Source organism: Flavobacterium ginsenosidimutans (assembly GCF_003254625.1).
Taxonomy (GTDB): domain Bacteria; phylum Bacteroidota; class Bacteroidia; order Flavobacteriales; family Flavobacteriaceae; genus Flavobacterium; species Flavobacterium ginsenosidimutans.
The window spans coordinates 379,969-395,379 of sequence record NZ_QJRJ01000082.1 but is presented as its reverse complement, the minus strand read 5'-3'; the positions used below and the strand labels follow the sequence as shown (position 1 = coordinate 395,379).

Genomic DNA, 15,411 nt, shown 5'->3' with positions numbered 1-15,411 from the left:
CCTTTATCTTTTATTACTTTTGGCCAGCTAACCACCATAGGATTTCGGCTTCCGCCAAAGTGAGAAGCGACTTGTTTCACCCATTGGAAAGGAGCATTTCCAGCCCAAGCCCAACCAACAGGATAATGCGGTTCTGTATTAGGACCTCCAATTTCATCAAGATGTTTTAAATTATCAGCCAAGGGAGTCGAAATTCCGCTTAATGCTTTTATTTCATTTACTGTTCCTTCCATTCCTCCTTCAGAACTTGCTCCATTATCTCCAACAATATAAAATATCAAAGTATTATCTGCATCTGGCAATTTACTGATGGCTTCTAAAAGTCGTCCTGTTTCATGATCGGCAAACGAAAGATATCCAGCATAGTTTTCCATCAAACGAGCAAAAAGCTTTTTCTGATCTGCTGAAAGCTTATCCCAAGGTGTAACCCAATCAGGTCGTGGAGTTAGTTTTGTTCCTTTTGGAATAATTCCCATTTTCAGCTGACGCTCGTAGGTTTCTTGTCTTACTACATCCCAGCCTTTATCAAACTGTCCTTTAAATTTATCACGCCATTCTTTTGGTGCATGATGGGGTGCGTGCGCTGCTCCAGGAGCAAAATACATCATTACTGGTTTTTGAGGCGCTACCGATTTACTATATTCCAACCAATTGATTGCTCTATCAGTCATATCAGTCATAAAATGGTAGCCTTGTTCTGGAGATTTGTCTGGCTCTACGGCTTTTGTATTTTCAAAAAGAACTGGATAATATTGATGAGTTTCTCCAGCATTAAATCCATAAAAGTAATCAAACCCTAAACCCGTAGGCCAGCGATCAAAAGGACCAGTAACAGACGTTTCCCAGTCTGGCGTATTATGATTTTTCCAAACCAACTTGTACTGTATCCGTTTCCTTTTAAAATCCTACCTGATGTTGCGGTAGTTTTTGGAATCATACAGTTGTAACTCGGATATCCTGTTGCCCATTCGGCCAAAAAGCCAGAACCTGCATTGTGATGATTTCTTCCTGTTAACAAAGCAGCACGCGAAGGCCCGCAGATTGCCGTCGTATGAAATCGGTTATATTTTAAGCCGTTTGCAGCAAGTTTATCTAACTCTGGTGTAGGTACAGGTCCTCCGAAAGTGCTAACCTGCCCAAAACCAACATCATCTAAAAGAATAATAATTACGTTTGGCGCTCCTTGTGGAGGCGTAACCAGTTTGGGCCATTCTTCTTTTGAATCTTTGTATGTTTTTCCAATTTTTCCGCCAAATGGAGGTTCTGGAATTGGAAGTGTGGTTCGGTCTAGTTCTCCAGAATCTGTTTTTTCGGTTACAGTATTAGTTTTCTGAGATTGATTGCAGCTAAATAGAAATACAGCTAAAAATAAGAGCAGTTTTGGGCTAATAAACGGTTTCATATTACGAGATTTTGTTATTTGTAATAAATTTACAAACATGGGTTTTACAAAATCTTTTAATGATGTTGCAGATTATAATTTGCAACAAACTTTTAGTAAAATCTATAACTGTTTAATTGAAAAATCGTCAATATAAATTCACGTGAAATATTTTCTTCTCGTTTTTTAGAATATCTACTTCATTACCCTAACAAATTAGCAATAACCGATATTCTCCTTCATTTTCTACAGGTGCTCTATGAATACAAGGCAATACTTCTTGTTTTGGATGATCTACAGCCAATCGCCAAAGATGTCCTAAACCTAAATTAACAGGTTCTGCATCTGCATGTAGCTGATAGTGCAAATCAAAATAATTTTCCTTTAAAAAGTTTTCAAACTCCTCTTCTGCTCCATCGTGAAGCTCGTTTAGTTTTGCTCGGATTTCTGGAATTAGAATTTTTTGCTCTGCTTGCGAATTAGAAACAATATCACTTGCCGCTCCGTGATAGGTACATAAAAATGTATCGGTTGCAATGGGCGAACGATCAACATGAAACGAATACACATCAGTCGATATGAAATCAAATTCGTCATCACGTTCGTAACACTTCAATAAATTTAGAGATGGCGAAGCTCCAAAATCGGTTAATAATTGTAAATCATTTAAGATTATTTCTCTTGCTATATTTCCTTTTTCTGAGAGTTGGAGTGCGATTAAATCTTTAGAAGAGACTTCTGTTATATTTTCTTTTAGAGATAGCTTTTCTACGATTTCCTTAAAATCTCCATCCAAACTTCTGTGCCAGCATAGCGCATTTGTTTCTCCTTGGAAATTGGTATTAACAAGCTCGAAGAAAGTAGATACTACACCAATTTGGTTGTTGGCAGAAAATGTATTATTCATATAATATTTTAGAAGCTAGTTACTTCTTGCTTTACAAAATTATATAATAGTAGCCAGTTGGAATAAATTTATTACTATAAACTTTTGGAGCTACCAACTGTAAATAATTACAAATATCTACTTCTATCTTATTAAAAAAATAATTAACTAAGTAAAAATTTTTATATAATTCCTAATAAGTCTTTTACTTTTTTCTTGTAAGTTTCACCAATTGGCAGTCTTTGCTTGCCAATAACAATTTTACCTTTTTCAAGATAATCAATACAATTAAAGTTTACAATAAACGACCTATGAATACGTAAAAAATGCTCTTCAGGTAATAATATTTCCATATTTTTCATTCTCTCAAGCGTTATAACTTTTCCAGATGTAGAAAAAAAGATTAAATAATCACCTAAAGCTTCAATATACAGTATAGAAGAAAGATCCATTTTATGAAGTCTGTGTTCTGTTTTTAACATTAGATGACCTGAACAAATATTTGAATCAGTACGAATTCTTTCTTTAGCCTTGTCTACCGCTATAAGAAAACGGTCAAAAGTAATTGGTTTAAGCAAATAATCAATTACATCATGATTAAAACCGTCTAAAGCATACTCTGAATAAGCAGAAGTTATAATTATCTTTGTTGGCAACTGCTTTTCTTTTATGAATTCCATTATTTCTATTCCTTTAATTTCCGGCATTTGAATATCAAGAAAAAGAAGATAAGCATTTCCATCCGAAATAATTTTTATTACTTCAGCTGGTGTTGTGGTCTTTAAAACAAGTATAAGATTTGAATTACCAGCTATATAAGATGCTAGCAAACGTATTGCAGGGTGTTCATCATCAAGAACAATGCATTTTATAAGTCTACTATTTATCATTTTTAATCATCATTTTTACAACAAACCATTCATCTTTTCTTTCAGTTATTAATGTATGCTTATTTGGATAAATCAAATCAAGCCTTTTTTTTACATTTTCTATTCCAATTCCTCCTGTTTCATCTTTATTTTTTATTGCTATCAGGTTTGAACATTCAAAAGACAATTGTTTACTATCGCTTTGCAACATTATTTTTAACCATACCTCTGTTGATTTCACCATTCCATGTTTAAATGCATTTTCAATAAAAGGGACCAATATTAAAGGAGGCAGTAAAAATTGTTCATTCTTCATGTCTATTTTAAAATCAACAGCAAAAGGGTCTTCAAATCGCAGCTGCTGTAAGTAAATAAACTTGTTTAAATATTCAACTTCTTTCTCCAATGCAATTTCTTCTTCTGCACTATACAACATATATCGCAACAAGTCTGCAAGATTTGCAATTGCAGGAAGCGCATGGCTATTGTTTTCATGAACAAGTGAATAGATATTGTTCAGGTTATTAAACAAAAAATGAGGATTGATCTGCGAACGTAAGAATGATAATTCCGTTTGTCTGCTCTGTAACTGTAATCTCATGTTCTGTATATCGCGAAACTGTGAATATTGTATGAAATAAAATACGGCCCCGAATGCAATATTAATAACTGCAGTAAACGAAATAAGGTGAAAATGGTTGCGAATTCTTAAAACTGAATTTTCTGCAAACGATGTCCAAAAGAAGCTAAGGAAAAAAAAAGAAACAGAAAGTAATAGTAAGAAGAAAAAAATAGCCCATATTTTCTTTAGAGGATAGAATTGGTACAAAATTAAGTATGAACCATACGATAAAGCATAATACAGCAGCATATCAACCAAAAAACGAATCCAGGTTTTTAAAGATTGGCTTCCAACTGGAAAGCTAAAATGACCATGAACAAGATCTGGTAACTGACGCATTCCAAACGACAGCATATAAAAAGCAAAAAATGCAAGGATAAATAAAAAAAATCTTATTTTCATAACACAAATTTATACTATTATGAGCTCCATTTTTTGATTTTATAAACCTGTCTATCGATGTTTTTTCCGTGTTCAACGAAAAATAAAAAACAATGCTGCTTTAAAATGTTTCTTTGATACTTAATCAATTAAACAAAAATATGAAAACTATTATTATTTATTTCATGGTTGCCTTAGCTTCTCTTATTATGAATTGTTATGGGCAAAGTAAAACTGATAATTTCAAAAACTATTTTGATTTAATATCAAGTCAGCACAACGGAAACATTCTTGTTTCGCAAAACGGAAAAACTATTGCGCAACTTTCTTCTGGATATTCCAATATTCCCAAAAAGCAAACCTGCAATATAAATTCTAGTTTTAATTTAGCATCAATTTCAAAAGTAATTACATCAACCGCAGTTTTACAACTTAGAGACAAAGGAAAATTCAAGCTCGATGATCCTTTAACGAACTATCTTAAAGAATTTCCTTTTAAAGATGTTACAATCAGACATCTCTTAACCCATACATCTGGTTTACCTGACTTAGAGTTGTTTGAAGAATTGGTTAAACATTTTCCAGACACAATTATAACTAATCGGAATATAATCCCTGAACTTCAAAAATGGAAACATGGACTATACTTCAAGCCTGGTGATGAATTCAGGTATTGTAATACAGAATACAACTTATTGGCGCTTCTTATTGAAAAAACTAGTGGTCTCAAATTCAATACTTATCTAGAGAAAAATATATTCCGTAAAGCTGGAATGCATCATACTTATTTAAGTATTTATCCTGATTTTGATTCAAAAGACAAACTAGCAGTAATACCGCATGGCAAGGAGCATCCAGGTTATGATAGCACTTATACTGCAGCAGATTCTATACCAAGATATAAATATCTAAATTACAATAACAAAGGTACTGTTGGACAAGGCGGTGTAATGTCAACAACTACAGATCTTTTACTATTCGATCGTGCATTTTTTAATGGCAAATTATTAAAAATGACCTCTTTACAAGAAGCATTGACGCCGTTAACACTCAACAACGGAAGCACTTATTATCAAGATAGAATGGACACTCTTGACGGTGAAGGAAAAATGACATACGGATTGGGTTGGGAAATTTTTGAACAACCCGATTATGGAAAATCAGTAGGACATGGAGGCTATAAAATTGGTCTCGCTACATTTTATTGGCACAATATTGCTAAAGATCAGGTTCTCATTGGTTTTGATAATACTGCTAGCAGTGAATTTGGTCGGTTTCTAACATCTTCTATAGCAATTCTAAACGATAAATCACCATTAGCCATACGCACCTCAAAATCACTTGTCACATTATATGGAACTGCTTTAGTTAATAGGGGAATCGATTATGCTGCTTCAGTTTTAAATTCAAATAATAGCAAAGAAACATACTATTTAAGTGAATGGGAAATGAATGAATTGGGATATAACCTTTATTATATGTCAAAATTTAAAGGTCATGAAGAACTAGCACTTGAAACTTTTAAGCTTGCAACTTTATTATTTCAAGACAGTTTTAATACGTACGACAGTTATGCACAATTGCTTATGGAGTCAGGTAAAAATGAAGAAGCTGTCATGATGTACTCAAAATCGATTATTATGAATCCAGACAATGAGCAAGGAAAACAAAAACTTGCACAATTGCTTAATGAAAAATAAATTATACATTTCGTTGAATCATAAAATTAAAAACTCTAAATCATTGATTTAGAGTTTTTTTTCATTCTTTAATCAGGCGAAAAAGGTTTTCCTTTTTAGGTCCTATTGCATTAAACAATCCTATCAATAGCATTCGAACAAATCAAGTTTCAATAGAGCGCAAAATCATTGGCAAAAGTCTAACAATAAATTGTTATATTTAATCACTTTAATTATTTCGGTACATGAAATTAATACAGTGTATTTTAAAAAGTAGTTTAAAAATAACTCATTTTGCACTTTTAATGAGTTTTATCAATTTTGTATTCTTTCATTATCCTTTCTTCAAATTTGTAGTTAATAACCTTGATTATAGTAGCTTTAACGGAATAATCATTATCATCAGTTTAGTTATTGCTATGCTTGTAGCAAACTTTTTTGCTTTTTACTTGATCTTGTTTTTATCACGCTATTTTGGAAAATTTCTGCTAGTACTCTTTTTCAATATTAATGCATTGGCTATTTACTTTATTAATACGTACAGCATTATAATTGACGAAAGTATGGTGGGTAATATTCTCAATACTAATTATGGTGAGTCCAGCAGTTTTTTCTCTTTTAGATTAATCGTTTATATCATTTTTCTAGGCATTTTGCCTAGTATTTATATTATCAAAACTAAAATTATAAGTGTATCGCTAAAGAAGTTTTTAACGACTTTTTCGCTTACGCTTTTGTTTCTTATTGTTTTAATATTTGTAAATGCTGGAAACTGGCTGTGGATTGATAAAAATTCAAAAACTTTAGGAGGACTTGCAATGCCTTGGTCCTATTCCGTAAATACTTCGCTTTTTTATATTCACAAATACAAAAAAAACGAGAAAGAAATTCTGCTTCCCAAAGCTGTCATTAAAGACAACAAAAAGTCTGTTGTTGTTTTGGTAATTGGCGAATCAGCAAGAAGCCAAAATTTCTCTTTGTATGGCTACAAAAAAAATACAAATCCCTATCTTTCAAAAACAGACAACCTTTACCATTTCAACGCTATAGCCTCCGCAACTTATACTACAGGAGGAGTAAAATCGATTTTAGATTATAAAAAAACAGATGCTTTGTATGAAATTCTGCCCAATTATTTGTATCGAAATCATGTAGAAGTTATCTGGAGAACGTCCAACTGGGGAGAGCCTCCTGTTCATATCAAAAATTATCAAAAAAAAGATGCTTTGCTGCCATATTGCAAAGGTGAACAATGCAATTATGACGAAATTCTTTTGACCAGATTAAAAGAACAGATATTGTCTAGCAAGAAAAATAAAATATTGATAATCTTGCACACGAGCACCAGTCACGGACCGACATATAGCAAAAAATATCCTCCAAAATTTGAAGTGTTCAAACCGGTTTGCAATAGTGTTGAATTAGGAAATTGTTCTCAAACTGAATTAATAAATGCCTACGACAATACAATCGTATATACAGATTACATTTTACACAATATTATTGAAGACTTAAAGCAATTAAAAAACTACAACAGTGCAATGATATTTGTCTCAGATCACGGAGAATCCTTGGGTGAGAAAAACCTCTATATGCATGGTTTACCATTAAGTATTGCTCCCAAAGAGCAGTATGAAATTCCTTTTATTGTCTGGGTATCTGACCCAAAAAAACAAATTAAACCAAATAACATAGTATCTCAGAATTATGTATTTCATAGTGTTTTAAAATTTTTAAATATTGAAAGTCCGATCTATAATGAAGATCTGAATATTTTTAAATAAATATATGTTTTTTTCTTTTGAAAAGTTTTTATCTAATTGATTTACCTTCTAGTTTTAGCTTTCTTTAAAACTATAAATCAACTACTTATAATTTATTCTTCATACTCCTTTTACGTTTTGCTAAAATTTTCAGCTAAAAACAGACAATTTAACGTAAGCTGGATTTTTGTGTACGTAAAAACGCACTTTATTACCCCTCGTACAGTTTAATATTAATCAATTTTACATTGTTTTTATTTTCTGATCAATTGATTTTTGATTGAGAGAAAAATTCTCAGTTTCAATATCAAATGATATAACCACTATCAATTATTTACTAACTATTTATTCACTAACCTTAACACTTTAAAAAATGAAGAAAATCTTAAAATTAACTAGTTTACTGTTTGTTACAGTATTAGTATTTAATTCCTGTGAAAAAGAGCAAGACTTAAATACGCAGCAGGAATCTACAACAAAAGATGAGTTGAAAATCGTTGATAACGACATCTCGGCTAAAACCTTGGCTACAGAAGGAATTGCCGCATTAGCTGCTGGTAGTGCTGGCGCAAGAACTATCACATTACAAACCAATACATTATCGTGTCCTGGAGGTCTTTGTACATCGTATGGTGTTTGGTCAACTGGACTTTACACTGTTTGGTTTACAATGAAATTTAATTCAGGGTTTTATTGGAGCCGAGGTGGCAAATGCGGATATGGTATCCTAATTGGCGACCAGAATACGGGTGGCGATCCAGGTTGGGACGGAAATGGCGGTAGTGCCAGATTTATGTGGTATTGCCCAAATGGGTCAAATACTGCCAAAGGAAGCGGAGCTTATCTTCAGCCTTATGTTTATTATAAAGATCAGCCTGGACAATATGGTAATGACTTTGGAAAAAAATATTATATCCAAGAGGGAGTAACATACAACTGTCAAATATCTGTTAAGCTTAATACCGGATCAAATACCGACGGATATGTAAAATATTATGTAAATGGCACAGAGATATTGAATCAAAAAATACGTTGGGTAACAAACGATTCTAAGCGAAATGTAAATGCAGTAAGTCTTCACACTTTCCGCGGTGGCAGCCAAGATTATTGGACAGCTCCAGTAACAAGTTCTATTTATTATCCAAGTGCATCTTGGGATGCTTTATAATTTATAAACTTTAAATAAAATTGATCAAAAAAATAAAAACCAAAACTTCGATGCTGTTTATTAAAAAAACAGCATTGAAGTTAATAGTGAATTAAAGTTTCGCGGATATTAATTTTTATGGTTTTCCAATTCCTTTTTAAAACAAATGCTACTTTCTATTCCTGCATATTGTCCATAGTTTTCAATAATGATGTAATCACTTTTAGCATACAATGCTACTGCTTCTACCTGCACATTACTGGTTTCTAAAACAGTCGATACATAATCTAATTCCGAAGCCCACTTTTCAAGCTCCTTCAAAATTTTATGTGCGATTCCTCTTCCCCTATACTCTTCCAATACAAACATGCGTTTTACTTCTGCAGATTCGCTATCAAATTGTTTTATCGCACCACAACCCACTGCTGTACCATTAATATAAGCAATAACAACATGCTTAATCGCATCGACCTTATTAAATTGATTGAAGTATTCTTGCATGTCACCATTTCGGCTTGCTAAGTTCTCGTCTAGTTTTACAATTAAATTTGAAAAATCTGCATTTTGAGAAGTTGTTCTTACGAGTTCAAGATTTTCGGTATATCCGTATATTTTCATATCAATTAAGTCTTGTTCTCTCTTTCTATAATCTTTCTTCAAAAGTCCTTCATATACAAATCCAGAACGTTCGGCGACTTTAATACTGGCGGTGTTTTCTTCAGCGATTTTCATAAAAAGTCTATTAAACTTCTTATTTGCAAAACACCAATTTTTGAATGCAGATAATGCTTCAGAGGCGTAATTATTACCGTTATGTTTCTTGAAAATAAAATAGGCAAGTTCGCCTTTAGGAATTCTCCAATCAATTTCTCTAACAGATATATGCCCAATAAACTCATTATTTTCTTTTGAAAATATACCGCAAGCATAGCTTTTATTTTCCTGCCATTCTAGATCTTTCTGCTCCAGATATTTTTTTGTTGACTCCACGCTATCATTGATTTTTATCATGTTAGCAAAGTAATCATACAAATATTCACGATTGTCAGTTATACCCTTAGAAAAGCATTCTGAGTCTTCGAGTTTATAAGGTCTTATTACAAGGTTCTTGGTCGTTATCATTTTGCAGTAGTTTGTAGTTGTGTTTTTCAAGAGATAAAACTATATAAAAAACTTATGCGTAAAAATGCTATTTTTTTATTAGTTAATGCGTTTTTTGCATTATGATTCTTTTTGGGTTATCTGCTTAAATTTATTGAAAAATAAATACAAAAAATTAACTACATTCGCGAATCTGTTTTACGAAATGCCACTAAACAACCATATTCACGAGATAAAACAAAAGAATTAACATAAATTGACAAAATATTAAAATCAACCAATGACCAGTAACTGTTTAAATTGTAATGAAGAAATAGCAGGGAAATTTTGCAGCAATTGTAGCCAAGCAGCATCAACACATAGATTCTCTTTATCTCACGTAATAAAACACGATTTTATTCATGGAATATTTCACTTTGACAAAGGCTTTTTCTATACTATAAAAGAACTATTTTCAAGGCCTGGACACAGTATTAGAGAATATGTTCAAGGCAAAAGAACAAAACATTTCAATTATTTTGCAACCATAATTCTTTTACTTACAATAAGTTATTTTCTACAGAAATGGGGAAAAATTGAAGTAGCATCTTTGTTTAATCAGACAGCATCTTCTGGCCTTTTTAAAATATTAAAGAACTACTCAAAATTTACGGTCTTCTTACACATTCCCATTATCGCTTTTGCTAGTTATTTATTCTTTAGAAAAAGCAAACAAAATTATACAGAGAATCTAGTTCTAAATTTGTATTTGCAATGCGGAGTCTTAACAATAAGTCTTATTTTTCCAATATTCATGCTTTTTACTGAAAACAAAGAGTTTCTTCTTGCTGTAAACGTTTTTCTAAGTGTATTGACTTTTTTCTATTTAATAATTTTCAATTATCAATACTTTTCAGTTTTTGATATAAAAAAGTATAAATTAATTATTCGAGTTGTTGTTATTGCTATCTTATTTTTAGTGACAAAACAACTGATAAACAATTTTTTAAATTTTGTTGGACTTAAATACTTACATTAATTACAAACAATATTTTGTAAAAGCGTCTCGCCATATAAAGCTCATTTTCGAAGAAATGGGCTTTTTTTTATATCTATCATTTAGAAAACAAAGCCAAATCTCCCATAATCATTGAACTGTGTGTTAAGAAAACTATTTTTTTTTCATAAAAATAATAATCCTAAAAAACAGTTATAACTACTAATAAACAAGCCTTTACATATTTTAATCAAAATATGCAACATTAAATATTCCTCAACAAATGTTAAATATCAGGAAATTCAGTGTTTACTTGAATTAATTTTGTTAAATTTGTTAAGACACTACAGGAAATAGACTTCTGAATATTTTTAATTGTTAAAATTATCCAAGTCGATTCTCGAAGATCAAAATCAGCTGTTTTGAATAATTCTTCGTTCCAAAGGTGTCAAAAAATGTATAATAATTTAATAGCCCCCAAGACTATGAAAAAAATTACTCTACTAATTTGTTTACTGCTGACAGCTGCCGGCGTAAACGCGCAACAAGAAAAAGGAATTATTGGATACACTAACTGGTTAGACAACTGGACAGAATTCAAACCTCAAAAAGCTGATTCGAAAGAACCGAATCAAATTTTAGCTGGAAACATCAAAGAAAATACTAAACTTTTGAAAAGAAATGTATACGTTCTTCAAGGAAATGTATATGTAACTAATAATGCTGTTCTAACTATTGAACCTGGTACAGTAATTATTGGAGATGCTGAATCAAAAGGAACACTAGTTATTACAAAAGGAGCTCAGATTATAGCACAAGGTCTAGAAACTGATCCTATTGTATTTACTTCAAATCGCAGCATGAAAAAAGCTGGTGACTGGGGAGGTGTAGTAGTTCTTGGAGATGCTCCTATCAATAAATTTGGAAGCGTTGGTTCTTACAACATGGATCTTGATCCTGCTCTTACTGTATACGGAGGAAACAATGCGGCAGGAAATTCAGGAATTTTAAAGTTCGTTAGAATTGAATTTGCTGGTAAAAAAGTAAAAGGTGCAGATACTTTTAATGGATTAACTATTGCAGGAGTTGGAAACAAAACAATTTTAGAGAATGTAATGGTAAGCTACTCTGGAGGTGATTCATTTGCTTTCTACGGTGGAGACGTGAATGCTTCTCAATTGGTTTCATACAAATCAATTAACGATGACTTTAAATTCACTCAAGGCGTACAATGTCGTTTATATAACTCTTTAGCTGTTAGATCTTCTTACTTATCAAGTAATAAAGATGGTTCTAGATGTTTAGAGGTTAAATCATTCGAAAAGAAAAGTGATACTGACTTTACTAAAAAATCTACTTTAGTTGCAGCTACAAATATTACTATGCTAAATGATAGTGAAAATATTAAAGCTGACATGCAAGCTGGTTTAGTAAAAGAAGCTATCTATGTTGCAGAAAGTGCTTCTTTAGAATTAAAAAGAAGTGTAGTTTCAGGTTTTAATCCTGCTGTATTAATAGACAGTCAAACTGAAATCAATTCAGAAAATTTAAAGAAAATTAAATTTGAAGAAATGTTTTTCAACCAATGCAGCGGTAACATTTTTACAGAAAATATAACCGACAATTCAGATTTAGAAAACTGGTATGGAAACAGCGTTTTCTTCAACGTTTATTCAAATACTGATAACAAAGAAACTTTTGTTGACGTTTACAATCAAAGAAGACCTGACTTCAGACTTCAATTAGGAAAAATCACTGCTTCTAGCGGTAAATAGATAAAAGTCTTTTTATAAAAGACAATGAAAAAAGGAAACAGATATCAACTGTTTCCTTTTTTTATTTCCAAATTTCAGATTTAAGAAGATAAAAAACTATAACGTTTAAACTTCTGTAATTTAAATACAACCTTCCGTAATCTGCAAACTTACAACCATCCCCTTTCTTTCGAAATTTGTATTTCAAATAAAACTATTAAAAATGAAACAAATTAAATTAGGAAATCAAGGGTTAATCATTCCTCCAATTGGCTTGGGATGTATGGGAATGACAGGTTTTGAAGAAGCAAATATGTATGGAGAAGCAGATGAAAAGGAAGCAATCTATACAATTCATCGCTCGCTTGAAATGGGAGGCAATTTTCTGGACACAGCAGATTTATATGGTCCTTTAAAAAACGAACAGCTAATAGCTAAAGCTATTGGAAATGAACGCGACAAATATATTTTAGCTACAAAATTTGGCTGGGAAATCGACGACAGCGGAAAAGTAACTTGGGCTATCAATGGAAGCAAAAAGTATATCAAAAAAGCAGTTGAACGTTCTCTTAAAAATTTGAATACGGATTATATTGATCTTTATTATATGCATCGTCTGGATAAAAATACTCCGATAGAAGAAACAGTTGATGCTATGAGCGATCTTGTTAAGGAAGGAAAAGTGAAATATATTGGATTATCTGAAGTATCTTCTGAAACTATAAAAAAAGCCCACAATATTCATCCTATAACGGCTATTCAAAGTGAGTATTCTTTGTTTGAAAGAAGTGTGGAAGAAAGAGGCATATTAAAAACGCTGAAAGAACTTGAAATCGGTTTTGTTGCTTATTCTCCTTTAGGTCGCGGTTTTTTATCAGGTCAAATCCGTTCAATTGATGATCTTCCCGAAAATGATTTCCGCAGAGGTATTCCACGCTTTCAAGAAAATTATTTCCATAAAAATATTGAGCTTGTAAAAGCGGTTGAAAAAATGGCTGAAGAGAAAAACGCAACCTCATCTCAGCTGGCTCTCGCGTGGATTATGAGTAAAGGAATTATTCCTATTCCAGGAACTAAACGCAGAAAATATCTTGAACAAAATATAGCTTCTGCGAATATCGAATTGAGTTCGAATGATATTCTAAAACTAGAAAGTATTGTACCTTTGGGAACAGATACTGGCGCTCCGTATGATGAATTTAGCATGGGACTTCTGGACTAAACTTTAAAAAACACTGTTATGAACACTATAGCATCTGTATCAGCTTTTCATCGTTTACTTTCTCTACCAGAACCTAAACATCCAATGGTAAGCGTTATAAATCTATCTGAAAGTATTTTTTTGGAAGATGAAATCTGGAAAGGATTCGTTAATAAATTTTACTGCGTTGCTTTAAAAAGAGATGTTAAAGGAAAAATTAGATACGGTCAAGGCCATTATGATTATGACAAAGGCGTTTTAAGTTTTACTGCACCTAATCAGGTGCAGTATTTGGATTTTCATCAAATGGAATGCGGAGCAGGTTATTTGCTAATATTTCACGAAGATTTTATCTTAAAACATCCTCTAGCGCAAAGAATATTTGATTTTGGTTTTTTCTCGTACGCTGCAAATGAAGCACTCCATTTATCATCACAGGAAGAAAAATATCTAATTGAGATAATGGAGCGAATTGACAAAGAATGCCAGCATATCGATAGACATACGCAGGAAATCATATTATCACAGATTGATTTGTTATTAAACTATTCAAGCCGTTTCTATGAAAGACAGTTTATAACACGTAAAAACAATAGCCATACACTACTTGCAAAATTCGAAAAGTTTATCAATGATTATTATGCTGATAGTGCTGCAGAAAAAGGTCTTTTAACTGTTGGCCTAATTGCCGAAGCTATGAATCTTTCACCAAATTACCTCAGTGATTTTCTGAAAATACATACGGGTAGAAACACCAAACAGCATATCTATGAAAAACTAATCAATAAAGCCAAAGAAAAACTATCAGCAACTGAACTTTCTGTAAGCGAAATTGCTTATGATCTTGGTTTTGAACATCCTCAATCATTTAGTACATTGTTTAAAAAAAGAACCCAAATGGCTCCTTTAGAATTTCGTGAAAAAATCAGAAATAATTGAGATTTAACTGCTAAATATATCATTCTTTAAATCAACAGCTTAATACTTCCTTTTATAAATTTCAGTTAAAATTTGGTCTAAAACTTATTTTTTGTTTATTTTTGTACCAATCATTACAAAATTAAAAATGCGAGGAAGACCAACCATCTACGAAGATTCTAATATTATAAAAAAAGCTCAGGAAGTTTTTTGGCAGAAAGGTTACAGCGCAACCTCATTAAGCGATTTACAAAAAGCAACTGGCGCAGGCGCTGGAAGTTTTTACAACACTTTTAAAGGTGGTAAAAAAGAAGTTTTCCAGAAAGCGGTTCAAGAACGCAGACTGGCATTTGATGAATTTAAAAATGAACTTAATAAAAGTAATTCACCTTTAGAATTAATCAAAGATTTTTTTAGAAGTATTGCAGAAGCAAATTCAAACGAGCATTTAAAAGGTTGCATCATTGCCAATACTGTCGTTGAAATGACTTTTATTGATGAAGATCTTGAAAATAGTGCTGTCCAAATTTTGAAGGAAGTGGAGCAAATGTTCACAGAAGTTATAAAAAAGGAACAGCAAAAAGGAAATATAAAAACACAGACTTCTCCCGAAATTTTAGGTAAATACCTCATCACATTTTGGTGCGGACTCAATACATTACGAAGAATGTATCCTGATAAAAATGTCTTAAAAGATCAAATTGAAATGCAATTAGCTGTTATCAGCTAATTT

At 32.0% G+C, this 15,411-nt stretch carries 12 protein-coding genes and 1 pseudogene; 8 read left to right on the top strand and 5 right to left on the bottom strand.

Annotation, left to right across the window (positions count from 1 at the left end):
- Window positions 1-2: 2 nt before the first annotated feature.
- The 4 genes and pseudogenes from DM444_RS24120 to DM444_RS22240 all read right to left on the bottom strand — a co-directional run.
- A pseudogene (locus DM444_RS24120) lies at window positions 3-1,402 on the bottom strand (sulfatase-like hydrolase/transferase); the annotation flags it as partial.
- Window positions 1,403-1,589: 187 nt separating this feature from the next.
- Window positions 1,590-2,288, bottom strand: a complete 699-nt coding sequence (locus DM444_RS22250) for a DUF1826 domain-containing protein (RefSeq protein ID WP_111290754.1) — start codon at window positions 2,286-2,288, stop codon at window positions 1,590-1,592.
- Between the two features lie 161 nt (window positions 2,289-2,449).
- The gene (locus DM444_RS22245; RefSeq protein ID WP_111290753.1) at window positions 2,450-3,157 is read right to left on the bottom strand and encodes a LytR/AlgR family response regulator transcription factor; all 708 of its coding nucleotides are present in this window, start codon (window positions 3,155-3,157) and stop codon (window positions 2,450-2,452) included.
- Entirely contained in the window at window positions 3,147-4,160 is a 1,014-nt protein-coding gene (locus DM444_RS22240) for a sensor histidine kinase (protein WP_111290751.1), read from the bottom strand. The genes DM444_RS22245 and DM444_RS22240 overlap by 11 nt, the downstream gene beginning before the upstream one ends.
- Window positions 4,161-4,300: 140 nt before the next feature.
- Here DM444_RS22240 and DM444_RS22235 point away from each other — a divergent pair, with 140 nt between their 5' ends.
- The 3 genes from DM444_RS22235 (at window position 4,301) to DM444_RS22225 (ending at window position 8,749) form a co-directional block, all read left to right on the top strand.
- The gene (locus DM444_RS22235; RefSeq protein WP_111290749.1) at window positions 4,301-5,839 is read left to right on the top strand and encodes a serine hydrolase domain-containing protein; all 1,539 of its coding nucleotides are present in this window, start codon (window positions 4,301-4,303) and stop codon (window positions 5,837-5,839) included.
- Window positions 5,840-6,081: 242 nt separating this feature from the next.
- Window positions 6,082-7,602 (top strand): phosphoethanolamine--lipid A transferase EptA, encoded by a 1,521-nt coding sequence (eptA, locus tag DM444_RS22230; RefSeq protein ID WP_111291208.1) that lies wholly within the window; start codon window positions 6,082-6,084, stop codon window positions 7,600-7,602.
- A 352-nt stretch (window positions 7,603-7,954) separates the two neighbouring features.
- On the top strand, window positions 7,955-8,749 hold the full coding sequence (locus tag DM444_RS22225; protein ID WP_111290747.1) for a polysaccharide lyase: 795 nt from the start codon (window positions 7,955-7,957) through the stop codon (window positions 8,747-8,749).
- 108 nt (window positions 8,750-8,857) lie between these two features.
- On the opposite strand, the gene DM444_RS24050 is transcribed toward DM444_RS22225, so the two are convergent.
- The gene (locus tag DM444_RS24050) at window positions 8,858-9,850 is read right to left on the bottom strand and encodes a GNAT family N-acetyltransferase (protein WP_111290745.1); all 993 of its coding nucleotides are present in this window, start codon (window positions 9,848-9,850) and stop codon (window positions 8,858-8,860) included.
- A 259-nt stretch (window positions 9,851-10,109) separates the two neighbouring features.
- Between DM444_RS24050 and DM444_RS22215 the strand changes: the two genes are divergently transcribed.
- The 5 genes from DM444_RS22215 to DM444_RS22195 all read left to right on the top strand — a co-directional run bounded on the left by DM444_RS22215 (window position 10,110) and on the right by DM444_RS22195 (window position 15,408).
- Window positions 10,110-10,847, top strand: coding sequence for a DUF3667 domain-containing protein (locus tag DM444_RS22215; protein ID WP_111290743.1), 738 nt, complete (start codon window positions 10,110-10,112; stop codon window positions 10,845-10,847).
- Between the two features lie 443 nt (window positions 10,848-11,290).
- On the top strand, window positions 11,291-12,580 hold the full coding sequence (locus DM444_RS22210; protein ID WP_111291206.1) for a hypothetical protein: 1,290 nt from the start codon (window positions 11,291-11,293) through the stop codon (window positions 12,578-12,580).
- Between the two features lie 202 nt (window positions 12,581-12,782).
- On the top strand, window positions 12,783-13,781 hold the full coding sequence (locus DM444_RS22205) for an aldo/keto reductase (protein WP_111290741.1): 999 nt from the start codon (window positions 12,783-12,785) through the stop codon (window positions 13,779-13,781).
- Between the two features lie 18 nt (window positions 13,782-13,799).
- Window positions 13,800-14,699 carry a helix-turn-helix domain-containing protein gene (locus DM444_RS22200; RefSeq protein ID WP_111290739.1) on the top strand — a complete coding sequence of 300 codons (900 nt, stop codon included), beginning with the start codon at window positions 13,800-13,802 and terminating at the stop codon, window positions 14,697-14,699.
- 127 nt (window positions 14,700-14,826) lie between these two features.
- On the top strand, window positions 14,827-15,408 hold the full coding sequence (locus tag DM444_RS22195; RefSeq protein ID WP_111290737.1) for a TetR/AcrR family transcriptional regulator: 582 nt from the start codon (window positions 14,827-14,829) through the stop codon (window positions 15,406-15,408).
- The last annotated feature ends 3 nt before the right edge of the window (window positions 15,409-15,411 follow it).

What these genes read in the sequence shown, in the direction of transcription:
- DM444_RS22240 (WP_111290751.1), bottom strand. Translation starts at nt 4,160, where the DNA reads ATGAAAATAAGATTTTTTTTATTTATCCTTGCATTTTTTGCTTTTTAT.
- DM444_RS22245 (WP_111290753.1), bottom strand. Translation starts at nt 3,157, where the DNA reads ATGATAAATAGTAGACTTATAAAATGCATTGTTCTTGATGATGAACAC.
- DM444_RS22250 (WP_111290754.1), bottom strand. Translation starts at nt 2,288, where the DNA reads ATGAATAATACATTTTCTGCCAACAACCAAATTGGTGTAGTATCTACT.
- DM444_RS24050 (WP_111290745.1), bottom strand. Translation starts at nt 9,850, where the DNA reads ATGATAACGACCAAGAACCTTGTAATAAGACCTTATAAACTCGAAGAC.
- DM444_RS22235 (WP_111290749.1), top strand. Translation starts at nt 4,301, where the DNA reads ATGAAAACTATTATTATTTATTTCATGGTTGCCTTAGCTTCTCTTATT.
- DM444_RS22195 (WP_111290737.1), top strand. Translation starts at nt 14,827, where the DNA reads ATGCGAGGAAGACCAACCATCTACGAAGATTCTAATATTATAAAAAAA.
- DM444_RS22205 (WP_111290741.1), top strand. Translation starts at nt 12,783, where the DNA reads ATGAAACAAATTAAATTAGGAAATCAAGGGTTAATCATTCCTCCAATT.
- DM444_RS22210 (WP_111291206.1), top strand. Translation starts at nt 11,291, where the DNA reads ATGAAAAAAATTACTCTACTAATTTGTTTACTGCTGACAGCTGCCGGC.
- DM444_RS22200 (WP_111290739.1), top strand. Translation starts at nt 13,800, where the DNA reads ATGAACACTATAGCATCTGTATCAGCTTTTCATCGTTTACTTTCTCTA.
- DM444_RS22215 (WP_111290743.1), top strand. Translation starts at nt 10,110, where the DNA reads ATGACCAGTAACTGTTTAAATTGTAATGAAGAAATAGCAGGGAAATTT.
- DM444_RS22225 (WP_111290747.1), top strand. Translation starts at nt 7,955, where the DNA reads ATGAAGAAAATCTTAAAATTAACTAGTTTACTGTTTGTTACAGTATTA.